The sequence below is a fragment of the Halomonas halocynthiae DSM 14573 genome (genome assembly GCF_000425725.1).
In the GTDB taxonomy this organism is placed as follows: Bacteria; Pseudomonadota; Gammaproteobacteria; order Pseudomonadales; family Halomonadaceae; genus Halomonas; species Halomonas halocynthiae.
Window position 1 is genome coordinate 15,523 of the sequence record NZ_AUDZ01000017.1, and the last position, 15,518, is coordinate 31,040.

General features: G+C 54.9%; 12 protein-coding genes and 1 riboswitch. Of the genes, 7 read left to right on the forward strand and 5 right to left on the reverse strand.

All coding sequences use genetic code 11. The features are described 5' to 3' along the window. Positions 1-135: 135 nt before the first annotated feature. A complete protein-coding gene (locus H616_RS0104865; RefSeq protein WP_027966353.1) occupies positions 136-1,602 on the forward strand; it encodes a peptide MFS transporter in 1,467 nt (488 codons plus the stop codon). On the opposite strand, the gene H616_RS14205 is transcribed toward H616_RS0104865, so the two are convergent. From H616_RS14205 to H616_RS0104880, 3 genes are all read right to left on the reverse strand, one after another. Further along, entirely contained in the window at positions 1,555-2,526 is a 972-nt protein-coding gene (locus H616_RS14205) for a LysR substrate-binding domain-containing protein (protein WP_084155727.1), read from the reverse strand. The two genes, H616_RS0104865 and H616_RS14205, sit on opposite strands and share 48 nt — an antisense overlap. 137 nt (positions 2,527-2,663) lie before the next feature. After that, positions 2,664-4,544 carry a TRAP transporter permease gene (locus H616_RS0104875; protein ID WP_084155723.1) on the reverse strand — a complete coding sequence of 627 codons (1,881 nt, stop codon included), beginning with the start codon at positions 4,542-4,544 and terminating at the stop codon, positions 2,664-2,666. Between the two features lie 151 nt (positions 4,545-4,695). Then, on the reverse strand, positions 4,696-5,697 hold the full coding sequence (locus tag H616_RS0104880) for a TAXI family TRAP transporter solute-binding subunit (protein ID WP_027966355.1): 1,002 nt from the start codon (positions 5,695-5,697) through the stop codon (positions 4,696-4,698). Between the two features lie 398 nt (positions 5,698-6,095). Here H616_RS0104880 and H616_RS0104885 point away from each other — a divergent pair, with 398 nt between their 5' ends. The 5 genes from H616_RS0104885 (at position 6,096) to H616_RS0104905 (ending at position 12,368) form a co-directional block, all read left to right on the forward strand. Further along, positions 6,096-7,349 (forward strand): 2-aminoadipate transaminase, encoded by a 1,254-nt coding sequence (locus H616_RS0104885; RefSeq protein WP_027966356.1) that lies wholly within the window; start codon positions 6,096-6,098, stop codon positions 7,347-7,349. A 28-nt stretch (positions 7,350-7,377) separates the two neighbouring features. Then, on the forward strand, positions 7,378-8,742 hold the full coding sequence (hglS, locus tag H616_RS0104890) for a 2-oxoadipate dioxygenase/decarboxylase HglS (RefSeq protein ID WP_027966357.1): 1,365 nt from the start codon (positions 7,378-7,380) through the stop codon (positions 8,740-8,742). 123 nt (positions 8,743-8,865) lie between these two features. After that, on the forward strand, positions 8,866-9,633 hold the full coding sequence (locus H616_RS0104895) for a sulfite exporter TauE/SafE family protein (RefSeq protein ID WP_027966358.1): 768 nt from the start codon (positions 8,866-8,868) through the stop codon (positions 9,631-9,633). 255 nt (positions 9,634-9,888) lie between these two features. Then, positions 9,889-11,355, forward strand: coding sequence for a serine hydrolase (locus H616_RS0104900; RefSeq protein ID WP_051233985.1), 1,467 nt, complete (start codon positions 9,889-9,891; stop codon positions 11,353-11,355). Between the two features lie 137 nt (positions 11,356-11,492). After that, positions 11,493-12,368 (forward strand): DMT family transporter, encoded by an 876-nt coding sequence (locus tag H616_RS0104905; protein ID WP_027966360.1) that lies wholly within the window; start codon positions 11,493-11,495, stop codon positions 12,366-12,368. On the opposite strand, the gene thiE is transcribed toward H616_RS0104905, so the two are convergent. Continuing rightward, the gene (gene thiE / locus H616_RS0104910) at positions 12,365-12,979 is read right to left on the reverse strand and encodes a thiamine phosphate synthase (protein ID WP_027966361.1); all 615 of its coding nucleotides are present in this window, start codon (positions 12,977-12,979) and stop codon (positions 12,365-12,367) included. The two genes, H616_RS0104905 and thiE, sit on opposite strands and share 4 nt — an antisense overlap. Then, positions 12,969-13,829: a hydroxyethylthiazole kinase gene (gene thiM, locus H616_RS0104915; protein WP_027966362.1), complete on the reverse strand. Its 861-nt coding sequence runs from the start codon at positions 13,827-13,829 to the stop codon at positions 12,969-12,971. Before thiM ends, thiE begins: the two co-directional genes overlap by 11 nt. Before the next feature lie 31 nt (positions 13,830-13,860). Then, positions 13,861-13,967, reverse strand: a riboswitch (TPP riboswitch). Between the two features lie 153 nt (positions 13,968-14,120). Between thiM and dbpA the strand changes: the two genes are divergently transcribed. After that, positions 14,121-15,512 (forward strand): ATP-dependent RNA helicase DbpA, encoded by a 1,392-nt coding sequence (gene dbpA / locus H616_RS0104920; protein WP_027966363.1) that lies wholly within the window; start codon positions 14,121-14,123, stop codon positions 15,510-15,512. The last annotated feature ends 6 nt before the right edge of the window (positions 15,513-15,518 follow it).

Sequence of the window (15,518 nt, forward strand, 5' to 3'; positions counted from 1 at the left end):
CTTTTGCTTCTCACGCGTTTTTGACCCGTCGCAGGCTCTCTATGTATGGTGATTTTTCCTGTCGAAGGCCTTTTAATCAGTTGTATAGCTGTCTAGCCCATGACAGCTAATAAAACAGTTATCCGCGGAGTAATAATGACTGGCACGCAAAATAGCCACCAAGCAAAAGGTGAGCGAACTTTCTTTGGCCACCCTAGGCCCCTTGCTACTTTGTTTGGTATGGAGGTCTGGGAGCGGTTTTCGTTCTACGGAATGCAGGCGATTCTGCTTATTTATCTGTATTACGAGACAGCGCGCGGTGGGTTGGGCATCAGTCAGTCGGTCGCCATTGGTGTTGTGGGGGCTTACGGCAGCGGGGTTTATTTGGCGGCAATTCTTGGCGGCTGGTTTGCTGACCGAGTGTTTGGTGCTGAGCGGACGTTGTTCTATTCTGGAATGATTGTCATGCTTGGCCATATTGCGCTGGCGATTGTGCCGGGAGTGTATGGGGTCGCTTTTGGCTTGGTAAGCATTGCGCTGGGCAGTGGCGGGGTGAAGGCGACCTGCTCTTCATTGGTTGGTACGCTCTATGCGCCTGGTAGCCCGCGTCGAGATGCTGGGTTCTCTATTTTTTACTTAGGCATCAATATTGGCGGCTTTGTTGGCCCGCTGATGACTGGGCTATTGCAGAAAAGTTTTGGCTTTCATCTGGGCTTTGGTCTTGCCGCTGCAGGTATGGCGTTGGGTCTATTCCAATATACTCAAGGCCGCAAGGCATTGCCTGATGAGCAGAAGCTTCCGCCAACACCCTTGTCAGCAGGAAGTGTTAAATATTACGCGGCTGCGGGTGTTGTCGTTGTTGCTTTGGTAGCTATGGCTGTTGCTGTGGACTGGATTCGGGCAGATAACTTAGCGAGTGTACTGCTAGTTATTATCGCGCTGGCGGCTATTGTTTATTTTTGGGTGATTCTACGTTCGCAGCGGGTGAGTGTAGAAGAGCGTCGTCGCGTTTATGCTTTTATTCCGCTGTTTCTTACCAGTGCGGCTTTTTGGGCGCTATATAGCCAAGTCTACACGGTGATTACAGCGTTTTTTGATCAGCGAGTAGATCGGACGTTATTCAACTTTACTGTGCCGGTAGGTTGGTTGGTGTCGTTGCAGGCGCTTACCATCATTATCTTTTCTGGCATTTTTGCTTGGCTCTGGACCGCTTTGGGTAAGCGCCAGCCCTCGTCTGCTGGAAAATTTGTTATTGCTATGTTTTTGATTGGTCTAACGTTTCTAGGGTTTGTGCCGTTTTTGAGCGGCTTGGCAGAAACTATGCCCCTGGTGATGTTAGTGGTTCTATTGCTGGGCTTCACGTTTGCCGAATTGTGCTTGTCGCCCATAGGGTTATCGGTTTCGACCAAGCTGGCACCTAAAGCCTTTCAAACTCAGATGTTGGCACTATTCTTTATCTCTATGGCGCTGGGGTTTGCTGCAGGTGGTGAACTGGGTAGTTTCTACACAGCTGAATCGGAAGCTACGTACTTTCTGGTTATGGCGGCAATCGGCCTAACGGGTGGCGCTATGCTGTTACTGTGTTTGCCCTTGATCAAAAAGGTCATGCAGGGCGTTGAATGACGAGTGTTGCTTTCGCTGTATGCGCTGGGGTTGGTGGGCTTCGGCGCAGGCCAGTATATGGCTGACGAAATGCTGAACTCTGGAGAGTTCGCCTAGTTTTTCTGGGTATACCAGGTAGTAGGCATCAGGGCGACGTAGTGCATGGGGCCAAGCCAGTGCCAGCTGGCCGCTCTCCAACTCGTGTTCAATCAATAGTTTGGGTATCAGCGCTAGGCCGCCGCCAGCCATAACGGTGTGAATTAACATCTGAAAGGTTTCTAAGCGTGTGCCGTGATAGCTGCTGTTGGAGGTGATTTGCTGGCTGGCAAACCAACGGTGCCAGGCGTCTGGGCGTGTTGATAGGTGAAGCAGGCGGCACTGGGCTAAATCTTCACCACGCGTCAGCGATTGGTCGGCAAGGTAGCTGGGCGAGCCCACTGCGACGACCTCCTCGTCAAATAACTTGTGACACTCTAGGTTCGGCCAATGACCATGGCCGTGGAAGAAAGCAACGTCGATGTCCTGCTGTTCTAGGTCAAAGGTCTGGACACGGTCAGTAATATTTAACGTGATGCGCGGGTGGGCGGCGAAGAACGTTGGTAGGTGCGCGGAAAGCCAGCGAATGCCGAAGGTCGGCAGAGTCGCCACTCGTAGCACCTCGCTACGGTCACTGTAGGTCATGATGGTGTTGGCTGACATTTCGAGGTGAGCAAGAATTTTGCGTACCTCGGCAAGATAGAGCGCACCCTCTGGTGTTAGCACCAATGTACGGCGAATGCGCCGAAACAGCTTGTGCTGTAGATAGTCTTCGAGTTGAGCCACCTGTTTACTGATCGCGCTTTGTGTCATGTGCAGCTCTTCGGCTGCACGGGTAAAGCTTAAGTGGCGTGCCGCCGCTTCGAAACACTGCAGGGTCGTTGTTGAAGGTAAGTGGCGTGCCTTCATCAGGTTATCCGGCGGCTGAGACATGGCGTCGTATGGCCTCATAAAAGGTGGCAGGAAACCGCTTGGTTAATGGCACCTTATACTAACGCATTCGGGTGGGGTCGGGGGCCCCGCGCCGAGTCGGCGCGGGGTGGAGGTTAGCTGTTTGAGACGACTGGACTGAGCCCAGGGTCTTGAGGACGGCGAGATTGTAGCCATGCCACAAGCGCTAGGGCTCCCAGACCAAGGGCACTGGTCAGTGGCTCGGGAGCAATCATGGCAATGCCTGATGCCAACAGCACCAAGCGTTCCCAAGGACGGGTGTCACGCACGAAGTGGCCCATGAGTGCCGCACTGACACTGATCAACCCGATCACCAAGAGCAGGACGGCGATGGTAAGTCCGATGGGAGTGGGGTCGACCATCACAAGTGCTGGGTTATAAATCAGGGCGTAGGGAATGATGAAGGCGCCAATGGCAAGCTTGAGTGCTGTTACCCCTGTTTTCATGGGGTTCGCTCCAGCAATACCGGCTCCGGCATAAGCAGCGAGGCAAACGGGCGGGGTGATGTCTGCCACAATGCCGAAATAGAACACAAACAGGTGCACTGACATCGGCGCTAGGCCAAACTCGTTAATCAGTGCTGGAGCTGCAATGGTGGCAGTAACGACGTAGTTGGCCGTTGTTGGCAGCCCCATACCGAGCACAATACAAGCCAGCATGGTAAAGATAAGCGCCAGGATTAGCGTGCCATCAGCAAGGCTGATGATGCCCGCAGCAAACTTTGCCCCTAGGCCTGTCATGCCGACGACACCAGCAATGATACCTGCGGTTGCTACGGCGGCGATTACTGGCAATGCCACGCGTGCGCCACGGTCGAGCAGCCTGACCAAATCAGGTAACGATGGGCGGGTTTCTTTGCGTAGCAGGCTGACAAGAAGTGCTGTTGCAATGCCTAAGAGTGCAGCGCGCTGAGCGGTGAAGCCGACGCTGACGGTGGCCACAATGACCACGAGGGGCAGCAGCATATACCCTCGGCTAAGTAGCAGTTTGCGCTTGCTGGGCAGCTGGTCTTTGGGAATGCCGAGTATGCGGCTACGCTTTGCTTCAAAGTGAACACCAAGGAAGATACCGCAGAAATACATCAACGCAGGAATTAAAGCGGCATACATGATTTCGCGATAGGAAACCCCGACATACTCAACCATGATAAAGGCGGCTGCGCCCATCAAGGGCGGCATGATCTGGCCGCCGGTTGAGGCTGACGCTTCAGCGGCACCTGCCACTTCAGGCCGAAAGCCGGCTTTTTTCATCATCGGAATAGTGAATGAGCCAGACGCGACGGTGTTGCCCACCGAACTGCCTGAAATCATGCCTTGCAGGGCGCTAGCAATGACAGCGGCTTTAGCTGTACCGCCAGTGAAGCGTCCTGTTGCAGCGACGGCCAGATCGTTGAAAAAGCTTCCTACGCCGGTTTGAATTAGCACAACGCCAAAGAACAGGAATAAGAAGATGAACTTGGCAGAGATTTGTAGTGGCGTACCGAACACGCCACCTTCGCGAAACCACAAATAGGGCGCGATATCTTGGAGCGGGAAGCCTGGGTGCGATAATAACTGGGTCGGAATATGGTTGCCTAGGAGAGCGTAGACAATTGCCAGTGAGGCAACCACCACGATGGGTAAGCCGACGGTGCGCCGAGTCGCCTCCAGCACAAAAAGAACGCCTAGCCCAGCAACAATCAGGTCAAAAGCGGTATAGCCAGTAATTCGTGCGCGAAGCACTTCGTCATAAAACAGGATCTTATAATACGCACCGAAGGTTGCCGCGAAAGCCAGTACCACGTCATACCATGGCACATGATTGCGATTACGCTGGCTGCGAGATGCGGGAAACAGCAAGAAGATCATGCCTAGCGCGAGGCCCAAATGTACCGCGCCCTGCTTCTGCGAAGGCAGAGTACCAAAGTAGCCGGTATACAAATGGAAAGACGACAGGGCTATGCCAAGCAGTGAGACAGCCCAGACCCAGCGGCCCATGTCTGATCTGACATTGGCTTCGCGGTCGTATTTTTTTAGCAGTGCCTCTGAGTCAGCAGGACTTTTTTTTTATCCACAGTGTTGGTCTCTCGTTGAAAGCGTAGTGGTAACACAAGCTACCACTACGCCAGAATGACTTATCTTGAACTGCTTACTTGGCAAGGTCTTCAAGACTGGTAATGCCGGTTTTCTTGCGGGTGACAATCTGGATGACCTCGGGGTAAATGTGGCCAATAAACGCGACGTTTTCGATAGCACCACTGTCAAACTCACCGCTACCTTCAATCGCGTCTTTCGCTGGCGCATGTACCGTCATGCCCAGGTCCATACGGTCGTCACGGATGCTGACCAGGTTTTCGATTGACGCCCCAGTTTCAATGTTGGTGAAGTTGGCATCGTTCAGGTAGTTGTTCCAGATTGTCGCCATCTCGCCACCCAGCGGGTAGTAAGTGCCGCCTTGGCTGCCGGTGCCAAGAATGTATTCATTTTTATCTTCGGTGATGTTGATTTCGGCGACTGGGCCGTCGACCGTCAGGCCTTGCTCTTCATAATAGCGTTTGGCACCGGGGTGAACCGGAATGCCGTCGGCGCCATTCAACGCATTTTCCAGTGTCATGAATGCTGATTGGGCGTGTGTGTTTTCATCGGCTTTTTCGTGCATCAGGCGGGCCAGCTCATAGCCCATTTCGTCGTCGATAGTGTGTGTATTGCCCACCAGGACGGCGTAGGCCGTTACCGTAGTCACATCGTCATCAAGGAACTCATAGTTATCCTTGGAGATGACAAAGCGCCGATAGTCGCTGTTGGCTTCGATATTATCTATTGCGGCATCGGTCAGGTTGAGCATAACCACGTCACCTGCGGCAGCCTGAAGGTTCTCGATGCTGCCTGATGGGAGACCAAGGATACCGATAGAGATGTCGATGTTGCCATCCTGCACGCCATCAAGAGCCGCGCCAAAACCTTCTTGGTAAGCGCTGTAGTCTTCTTCTGTTACACCGTGAGCGCTGAGGATCAGCTGAGAAACCTGCTGTGTCGTGCTAGCAGGTGGGCCGATAGCCACGTTGGGCTTGCTGGTGCTAGCGTCGCCACAGCCGCTGAGAAGTGTGCCAGCAGCAAGGGCAATTGCGGCAGAGGTAAGCAGACGAGTCATGGGATTCTTCCTATTGTGGTTTAGCGTTATGTGGCTGAAAGCCATTCAATCAGCAATTTACGGATATAAGCCGTTTGCGGCAGTCGGCTCATTCAACGCAGCGCCTATTGCGGGCTCGTGCAGTTTTATCTGGCGCATTGTTGTTCTATGCCGACGCAGACACAAAAGAATGTTTGGAATCATACCATGAAATTATTTCATGCTTTTCGCGGCGTCCTCACTGTTATGCGGCTGGGCGACAGTGAGAGTCACGAATTTTCGGAATGCATAGCGGCTTTTTTTTCGTTTGAACAAGGCGGTTCGGGTCTGTTTTTATAAAAGGAGCTGTTTTATCTCTTGCTTTTACCCGTAAGCGTAGCCCACCAATTACTTACATGGCCCATCAACAGGATCGTGACATGGAACTTCTGCACGTCAGTGACTCGCTTGGCATCGTTCATCCCATCTGTATCGAGCGTGGCCGTAATGCCGATGTCTGGGACGAGCAAGGCAAGCACTATATAGACTTTGTTGCTGGGATTGGAGTGCTTAACGCTGGGCATTGTCATCCCGCCGTTGTTGATGCTGTTAAAGGGCAAGTCGAAACGTTAATGCATTCTGCTTTTAATGCGTTGCCGCATCGAGGCTACTTGAATGTTGTCAGCGCGCTGGATGCGTTTGTTCCGGTGTCTTATCCCCTATCCTGCATGTTGACTAACAGTGGTGCCGAAGCCACCGAGAATGCGCTCAAAGTGGCACGTGCCGCGACGGGGCGTCAGGCTGTGATCGCGTTCGATGATGGCTTCCATGGTCGCACGTTGGCGGCACTGAATCTGAACGGCAAGGTTAAGCCTTACAAAAACTGCCTAGGAACCTTGCCTGGCCCCGTGTATCACGTGCCGTTCCCCAGCCGTGACAGTGAGACCGATGCTGATCAGGCCATGGCCGCGATTGAGCGACTGTTCGAGGTTGAGGTTCCCGCCGATGAGGTGGCGGCCATTATTGTGGAGCCGGTTCAGGGAGAGGGTGGTTTTCGCCTGCTGTGTGCTGATTTCGCTGCTCGCTTACGAGCGCTATGCGATAACCACGGCATTGTGTTGATTTTCGATGAAATTCAATCAGGCTTTGGCCGAACCGGTGAGCGCTTTGCTTTTTCACACCTTGGGGTTGAGCCAGACGTGCTACTCATGGGCAAAAGCATGGCAGCCGGACTGCCGCTGGCTGCCGTGGTGGGCAAGTCGACGGTGATGAATGCGTTGCCTAAAGGTGGCTTAGGTGGCACGTATTCAGGCAATGCGGTGGCCTGTGCGTCCGCTCTAGCGGTGATGTCGTTAATGAGTGAGCAAAACGTGAAGCGCTGGGGTGAGGCTCAGGAAGCGCTAATTCTAGAGGCATACCAGAGGTGGTGCGACTCGGAGCGCTACCCCATGCTGGCGGGTTTGAATGGTGTTGGTGCCATGCGTGGCATCGTGTTTAACGATACCGCTAACGCTACGGGTGCAGAGCACTTGGCGGCGCTGCTGGTTGCAGGGCGGGAGCAGGGCGTTTTGCTGATGCCCAGTGGGCGTCGCCGTAACGTACTTCGGCTACTACCGCCGTTAACCACTGAGCCAGATGTCATGAAAGAAGGTCTGGCGCGAATTGAGCGAGCGCTGGATACGCTGAACCCTTAATGATAAAAATTTTTAGGAGCCATGAGTCATGAATACCTCGGCCTTCGTCAGCAGTGACGAGATTCGCGATCGTTTTTCTCGGGCCATGTCGGCCATGTATCAGGCTGAAGTGCCACAGTACGAAACACTATTGGCGCTGGTTGAGCAGGTCAATCGCGAAACATTGGAGCGTGACCCCGCATTGGCTGAGCGGTTGGAGTCCCATAATGAATTAGCGCGGCTTGGTGTTGAGCGGCACGGGGCCATTCGCGTCGGTACTGCCGACGAGCTTGCGATGTTGCGCCGTTTATTCGCGGTGATGGGCATGTTCCCCGTAGGGTATTACGACCTGTCAGAGGCTGGCGTGCCGGTTCACTCCACCGCGTTTCGCCCGAAAGAAGATGCGGCGCTGGCGCGCAACCCTTTCCGTATCTTTACGTCGTTGCTGCGCCTAGAGTTGATTGAAAGCGAGGCGCTGCGTGACAAGGCCGCTGAAATTTTGTCTCAGCGCGATATTTTCACTGCTCAAGCGCGTGAATTGACCGCCGTGGCTGAGGAGCAAGGTGGGCTTGACGAGGCACAGGCTGAGCGTTTTGTGGCAGAGGCGCTGGAGACATTTCGTTGGCACCAAGATGCCACGGTTGATATGGAAACCCACGCAGCGCTACAGGCGGAACATCGCCTGATTGCGGATGTGGTGTGTTTTCGCGGCCCGCATATCAATCACCTGACACCGCGCACCCTCGATATTGATGAAGCTCAGCGGCGCATGCCCGCCATGGGCATGAATGCGAAAGAGGTTATCGAAGGGCCGCCGCGCCGCAACTGCCCGATTTTATTGCGTCAGACCAGCTTTAAGGCGTTGGAGGAAGCCATCCGCTTTACCGGCGATCGTCAAGGCACGCATAGCGCACGCTTTGGCGAGATTGAGCAGCGCGGAGTCGCGTTGACGGCCGAAGGACGCACGCTGTATGACCAGTTGCTTGGCGAGTCGCGCCAGCGCACGGTAGGCCTGAGCAACGAGCAGCACCAGCACGTGCTGGCTGAGGTATTTGCTGATTTTCCTGATAGTGACGATGAGCTGCGCCGCCGAGGCCTAGCGTTCTTCGAGTATCGCCTGACCGAAGCAGGCAAAGAGGCTAGTGCTGCGGCAGGCGCGTCTGATATGGAGGCGCTCATCACGCAAGGGCTGGTCGAGGCGCTGCCGATTACCTATGAAGACTTCCTGCCCGTTAGTGCGGCAGGTATCTTCCAGTCTAACCTGGGAGGCGAGCAGGGCGAGGCCTACGCCGGCAATGCCAATCGCGATGCCTTTGAAGCGGCGCTAGGCGCGGCGGTGACAGATGAGCTGGCGCTTTATGCCGAGCGTGAGCGCCTTTCGCGCCAGGCCGTGCTGCGCGCGCTGAGGGCTTGATACGTAAGCTCGTATTTGATTGCAGGTAATGCAGGTAATATCGGGGCTGGTCAATGACCAGCCCCGATGTGTTTCCGGTATGATGCGATGCCTCAATCGCCATGATCTTTGACAGGACTCTATATGCCGTTACTCGATGCGTTGTCACCATTGTCGCCTTCTTTAGGTGGGCTGCTGATTCTGCTTTCGGTAGTAACCTCAGCGTTTACGGCGGCTTTTGGTGTTGGCGGCGGAGTTTTGATGATTATGGCGCTGGCCCAAGTGATGCCGGCGGCAGCGCTGATTCCCGTGCATGGCATGGTGCAGTTGGGGTCAAACGTTGGCCGCACCACGATGACCTGGCGGCACGTGGACCGAAACACACTACTGTTTTTTGTTCCTGGGGTGATTCTTGGCGCCTTGGCTGCTGCGTGGCTGGTGATTCGCTTGCCTGCAGGCGTACTGGAGCTATGTATTGCGGCTTTTGTGCTGTTTACCTGCTGGGGCCCCGGCGTGCCGAAGCGCGCGCTACATGGTGCTGGGATTGTTGTCGCGGGTGCCGTTACCACGTTGCTGTCTAGTTTGGTGGGTGCAAGCGGCCCGATGGTGGCGGCCTTTGTGAAACAGCGTCAGGAGGGCCGGTTGGCTAAGGTAGCAACTTTTTCGGCCTGTATGTCGTTACAACATTTGACCAAAATATTTGTATTCGGCATGGCCGGCTTTGTGTTTCGTGAATGGCTGGGACTGATGGTAGCGATGGTCGTAGCGGGACTAGTGGGCACTTGGCTAGGACTTAAGTTATTGCATCGACTCTCTGAGCATCACTTTGACAACCTGTTCAAGTGGGCGCTGACGCTGTTGGCGCTGCGGCTGGTGTGGTTAGGTGTTAGCCGGTGGTCGGGCATGGCGTGAGTCGTTAAGAATAGTGACTAAACGTCGTTGTTAAGAATCGTCGCCATGGGGCTGTTAGTGAAACTCTGCCCTATAAAGCCGCGGACAAATGTTATATTGTGGAGTTAGGTTAATAGTTAGTCGCTAAAATGCGTCACTTTACTTTTACTTTTGTCTATTTTCTGCGTGAACTGTGATTTGATGCATGTACAGTGGGAAATCTTACGTCATACTACGTCATTGGTCGTCGTGAATTACTAACTTCAGGGGAATATTATGCTGCCTACACCCTACCGGCGGTACTCGTTAGTCGTCACTCTTGTTTTGGCGCTTGGATTGCTGCTGGCTGGTAAGGCGGTGGCTGAAGGTAATCCGCGCTATGCCGGCATTGTGATTGATGCTGACACGCACGAAGTTTTGTATGCCGAAAATGCTGATGCAAGGCGTTATCCCGCATCACTGACCAAAATGATGACGCTGTATATGCTGTTTGAAGAGCTGGATAACCAGCGCTTAACGCTTAACAGCCCGCTAAGGGTGTCAGCCACTGCAGCGGCTAAGCCGGCCACTAAACTGTGGCTGAAAGCCGGTTCAACGTTACCGGTTGAGACCGCTATTCAGGCGCTGGTTGTGCGCTCTGCCAATGATGTTGCAGCGGTTGTTGCTGAGTCGCTAGGTGGTACGGAAAGTGAGTTTGCACAGCTGATGACAGCTAAGGCGCGTGATCTGGGTATGCATAATACAACTTTCCGTAATGCCTCTGGCTTGCCGGACAGTCGCCAGGTAACAACGGCGAGAGACATGGCGATGCTGTCACGTCGTTTGATGCTGGATTTCCCCCAGTATTATCATTATTTCTCGCTGCAGAGTTTCACTTGGCGCGGAAAAACAGTGCGTGGCCACAATCGCCTGTTAGCCAGCTATCCCGGCGCGGATGGCCTGAAAACGGGGTTTATCCGTGCATCAGGCTTTAACGTAGCAACCTCGGCTGAGCGTGATGGCCGTCGTATGCTGTCTGTTGTCATGGGGGGGTATAGTTCTAAGTCGCGCGATAAGCACATGGCTAATCTGCTAGATCGTGGTTTTCTGCGCGCTTCGCTTAGTGATGGCAATGGCTGGATGGCCAACACCGCTATTTCTGATGAACAGTTGTTGATACCTGGTGTTGAACCAAGGCAGCCTGTGCGTCAGATGCTAGCGGTGAATACGGCTGCGCCAACAGCGAGTGCAGCGCAGCGGTCATATCAGCGTACTGAGCCGTCGCGCCAGCGGGTGAGTAATGAACTCACACCTGCCGTTGCTAGTCGCAGTTATGCAAGTGCTGATAGTCAGGAACTGGTAGCGTGGAGTGACACGCCAGCAGGTTCTGCCGCCACTGCTCGTGCAGATGAGCCGCTGGTTGTTGAGGCATCACCTGCAGCGCGTCAGGCGCCAGTAAGAGCGACTCCTGTTGTTGCTCAAGCCTCTGCGCCGGTCAATACGGTGTCTCCTGCTACGTCAGCCGGTGGTGAGTGGGGCATTCAGGTCGGTGCCTTCAGTAGTCTCGATAGTGCTCGTGCCCTAGCAGTAAGAGCAGCCCGGGCCGCGAAAGTTGGTGAAGAGCAGGTGGCCCTGCCCCAAGTGGCTGGTGCCAGTGTTTATCGTGCACGTTTGATGGATATGGGTGAAGGCCAGGCGCGTAATGCGTGTCGGCGTCTTCAGTCGAGCGGTATGGACTGCATGGTCGTGCAGGCCAGCCTGTAATCTATGACATTCCCCCGTCGTGCTGGCCGCCGCAAATAACGCATTATATTAGGTAGTCACTGTTGGGTTGCAACGAACACACCGCTGGCTTTGCCGGCGGTGTTTGGTGTTGGGATGAGCTGAGAGGAGTTGCCGCGATGCCCGCCACGTTGAAAGGCATTCTTTACATGTGTGCTGGCGTGCTGTGCCTTGCGTTGGGCGATGCTATCACCAAGTGGCTAGGGGCGAGTTACTCGCCGTTACAGATCATCTTCTTCCGCACCTTGGTGTCATTACCGCTAATCATCCTGATCGCACATTTCAATGGTGGCATACGCACTCTGGGTACCAAGCGGCCTGGCGTCCACTTGCTGCGTGGGTTGATTTTCTCTGGCACGATGATTTGCTTTATGTGGGGCTTGACCCTCCTGCCACTGGCTGAAGCCACCGCTATAATATTTGCTGCACCGTTGTTTGTGACGCTACTGTCGGTGCCGTTGCTTAAAGAGCGGGTCGATAAGCCAACCATTATCGCAACGCTGCTCGGTTTTGTTGGCGTGATGATTGTTGTGCGTCCAGGCGCCGATAGCTTTCAACCGGCCACGCTGATTGTTTTAGGGGCCGCCGTTTTCTATGCGCTCACTCTGATTACCGCTCGCCGCTATGGTAGTCGTGAGCACTTGTGGGCAATGGTCTTCTATACCACGTTGATTCCGATGCTGGTGTCTGCGTCGACACTACCTTGGGTATGGCAAACACCCGCCACGACGGATTGGCCGATATTTATACTGGCCGGTATTCTTGGGGTAGGCGCTATGGCGGGGATTACTATGGCGTTTCGCTATGCACCTGCGGCACTGGCCGCGCCGTTTGATTATACCGCCCTGATTTGGGCAGTGTTGTTGGGCTGGTGGGTCTGGGGTGAAGTGCCAGATCTCTGGGTACTAATTGGCGGCACTGTGGTGATTTTCAGTGGCCTGTTAATTGCTTGGCGAGAAGGGCGCGTCGCCCTCACGCGCCGCCCTGCAACCTAAGTATTGAAAAACCCCTGAGCAGCAGCCTGGGGGTCTGGTGTGCCACAAATAGCCGACACGACGGCTAGGCCATCGGCACCGGCAGCCCGTACCTTTTCAACATGTTCACGCTTGAGCCCACCGATTGCCACATTAGGCAGTGGGCTGGCTGCGACCAGTGCTGCTAGGCCGTCGAACCCTATCGGTGTGGCATGATCGCCCTTGGTGGCAGTAGCGAACACCGGCCCCAAACCCAGGTAGTTTAGGGCGGCAGCGTCTAGCTGTGCTAGTTGCTCTAAACGCTGTACCGAAAGGCCGAGAATCGCCTTTTCCCCCAGAGCGTTGCGTGCCGCCGCAACGTCGCCATCGTCTTGCCCGATATGCAGCCCATCTGCGCCGCTGGCTAGTGCGACTTCCAGGCGATCATTAATGATCAGAGGAACGCCGCTGCCAGCAAGAGCCTGTTTAATCTGACGCGCCTGGGACACCATCTCGGCGTCGCTGGCGTGTTTGTCTCTTAATTGGATGAGGGTTGCGCCACCGCGAACGGCGGCGGCAACAGTCTCCACCAGCCCGTAGCTTTTGCACAGTGCGGGGTCGGTAACGAGGTAAAGAGACAGATCAACGTGCATCGGTAATCTCCAGTCGGGCATGTTGGGTGAGAGTATTGCTGTCCAGAGCATAGAGCGTATCAAGAAACGCCACACTAAAGCTGCCAGGCCCTTGTGCTATCCGGCCCGCCAGTTCGCCGGCCACGGCATAGCTGGCTAAGGCTGCTGTGGTTGCTAGGAAGATATCGTCGGTGCTTTCGGTATCGGCTTGGGCAATCCATGCGCCAACAACGCCGGTGAGCGAGCAACCCAAGGCGGTGACTTTGGGCATTAGCGCATGACCGCCGTCAATACGAGCTATTTTCTGCCCATCGGTTACTAGGTCGGACTCACCAGTTACTGCCACCACTGCGCCGCTATATCTTGCCAGTAAAATGGCCGCCTCTTGAGCGCTGTGGCTAGTGGTGGTGCTATCAACGCCGTGGCCACGACTGTGTTGTTGATGGAGTGAGCTGGCTTGGTCAGATAACTTCGCCAGGCTCAGAATCTCAGAGGCATTGCCGCGAATTACGCTGGGTGAAAGCCTCAGTAATTGAGCACCGACTTCTTGGCGATAGCTTGTGGCGCCAACTGCCACTGGGTCCAGCACCCAGGGTGTTTGGGCGCCGAGGGCGGCACGCGCGGCGATTTCCATGGCGTCTACCCAGCGGGGTGAGAGGGTACCGATGTTAATCGTCAGCGCACCTGCCATGGCGGCAAACTCAGCGACCTCCTGTTTGGCATGCGCCATGGCGGGTGATGCGCCAATCGCGAGTAGCACATTAGCCATGACGTTCATTGATACATGGTTGGTAATGTTGAGAATCAGCGGGGAATTTGCGCGTACGCGGTTAAGGCGTAAGGCAAGGTCGAGTGTTGGACTAGCGGTCATTGTGGTGCCCCTCAGCGAGGAGTCGGCGTCTGCCGATAGACTGCCGACTCCCTACGCCGGCATTATCCGGTTCAGGTGGTAAGGGTGCATCTCAGTCGTTGCTCGTAATGTTTCGCAACAACGCCCCTGTCATGTGCGTTACTATCCGTGTTTATGGCAGCTATTGTAAAGCCTGTGCTGTGTTACATGCTGCCGCTCTGTTTCTGCTATTCTGTCCAGTTTCCACCATCGCTTGTCGAGCGGCTTCGATAGCTGAGCCGCTACAGGGTTACTCTTCGAGTCTATTTCATCGTGAATCAAACCACCTCTGACTTTGCCACGTTGCCGCTGCTGCCGGAGCTGCTGTCTAACCTTGCTTCGCTGGGCTATCACACCATGACGCCGATTCAGGCCGAGGGGCTACCGCCCGTGCTGGCGGGTCGTGATGTTCTTGCTCAGGCAAAAACGGGCTCTGGAAAAACCGCCGTTTTTGGCTTGGGACTGTTGTCGCGCCTGCAAGTGTCAGATTTCCGAGTGCAGGGGCTGGTGTTGTGCCCCACTCGTGAGCTGGCAGATCAGGTTGCCGGTGAAATCCGCCGACTAGCGCGTAGCCTGCCTAACGTTAAGGTATTGACGCTGTGTGGTGGTGCACCGATGGGGCCGCAGCTTGGGTCACTAGAGCATGGTGCGCATATCGTTGTCGGCACGCCGGGGCGGGTGGAAGAGCATCTGCGGAAAGCAACGCTGGTGCTGGGTTCGCTGACGACTCTCGTGCTGGATGAAGCAGACCGTATGCTTGACATGGGGTTTCAGGCGGCGATGGAAGCCATTATCGCCGAGACGCCAGCCAGCCGTCAGACCCTATTGTTTAGCGCAACCTATGATGAGAGTGTTCGCCCCATTGCCGAGCGTTTGATGCGTGAGCCCGTTAAGGTAGAGGTGGAGGACGCTCATGATGAAACGACGATTCGCCAGCATTTCTATCGGGTTGACGATGAGTCATTGCGTTTTGACTCCCTGCGTCGGCTGCTGCTGACGCTGAAGCCAGCATCAAGCGTGGTGTTTTGTAATACCAAGCGCGAGACAGACGATGTGGCTGACGCCTTGAATGATGCAGGCTTCAGTGCACTGGCGCTGCATGGCGACCTTGAACAGCGTGACAGGGACCGCTTATTAATTATGTTTGCCAATGGCAGTGCTTCAATTCTGGTCGCTACCGACGTAGCGGCCAGAGGCTTGGATATCGCTGCTCTGGACGCGGTGTTTAACTATCGCATTGCTCGTGAGCTTGAAGTGCATGTTCACCGTGTTGGGCGCACTGGCCGAGCAGGAGGCTCTGGAGTGGCCTGCACTCTGGTTAGTGAGAAAGATGACTACCGGCTGGCGCGCTTGGCAGAGTTGCTGAATGAGCGCCTCGACGTACAACCGTTACCCGGCCCTGAAGTGTTGGAGCAGTTGCCTTTTCAACCGACAATGGTGACGTTGCAGTTAGGGGCGGGAAAAAAACATAAGTTGCGCCCTGGAGACATTTTGGGTGCCCTAACCGGCGACGGTGGGATTGCCGGGGATCAGGTAGGTAAGATTAAGCTGCTCGCCAATAGCGCTTATGTGGCGGTACATCGTGAGGTTGCCGCAGCCGCCCTGAAGCAATTAAGCACGGGAAAACTCAAGGGCCGTAGCTTTCGTGCCCGGTATATTAGTTAGCAATGT

Excerpts from the sequence above, each read along its gene's own strand:
- H616_RS0104865 (WP_027966353.1), top strand. The coding sequence starts at position 136 with ATGACTGGCACGCAAAATAGCCACCAAGCAAAAGGTGAGCGAACTTTC.
- H616_RS14205 (WP_084155727.1), bottom strand. The coding sequence starts at position 2,526 with ATGAAGGCACGCCACTTACCTTCAACAACGACCCTGCAGTGTTTCGAA.
- H616_RS0104875 (WP_084155723.1), bottom strand. The coding sequence starts at position 4,544 with ATGGGCCGCTGGGTCTGGGCTGTCTCACTGCTTGGCATAGCCCTGTCG.
- H616_RS0104880 (WP_027966355.1), bottom strand. The coding sequence starts at position 5,697 with ATGACTCGTCTGCTTACCTCTGCCGCAATTGCCCTTGCTGCTGGCACA.
- H616_RS0104885 (WP_027966356.1), top strand. The coding sequence starts at position 6,096 with ATGGAACTTCTGCACGTCAGTGACTCGCTTGGCATCGTTCATCCCATC.
- hglS (WP_027966357.1), top strand. The coding sequence starts at position 7,378 with ATGAATACCTCGGCCTTCGTCAGCAGTGACGAGATTCGCGATCGTTTT.
- H616_RS0104895 (WP_027966358.1), top strand. The coding sequence starts at position 8,866 with ATGCCGTTACTCGATGCGTTGTCACCATTGTCGCCTTCTTTAGGTGGG.
- H616_RS0104900 (WP_051233985.1), top strand. The coding sequence starts at position 9,889 with ATGCTGCCTACACCCTACCGGCGGTACTCGTTAGTCGTCACTCTTGTT.
- H616_RS0104905 (WP_027966360.1), top strand. The coding sequence starts at position 11,493 with ATGCCCGCCACGTTGAAAGGCATTCTTTACATGTGTGCTGGCGTGCTG.
- thiE (WP_027966361.1), bottom strand. The coding sequence starts at position 12,979 with ATGCACGTTGATCTGTCTCTTTACCTCGTTACCGACCCCGCACTGTGC.
- thiM (WP_027966362.1), bottom strand. The coding sequence starts at position 13,829 with ATGACCGCTAGTCCAACACTCGACCTTGCCTTACGCCTTAACCGCGTA.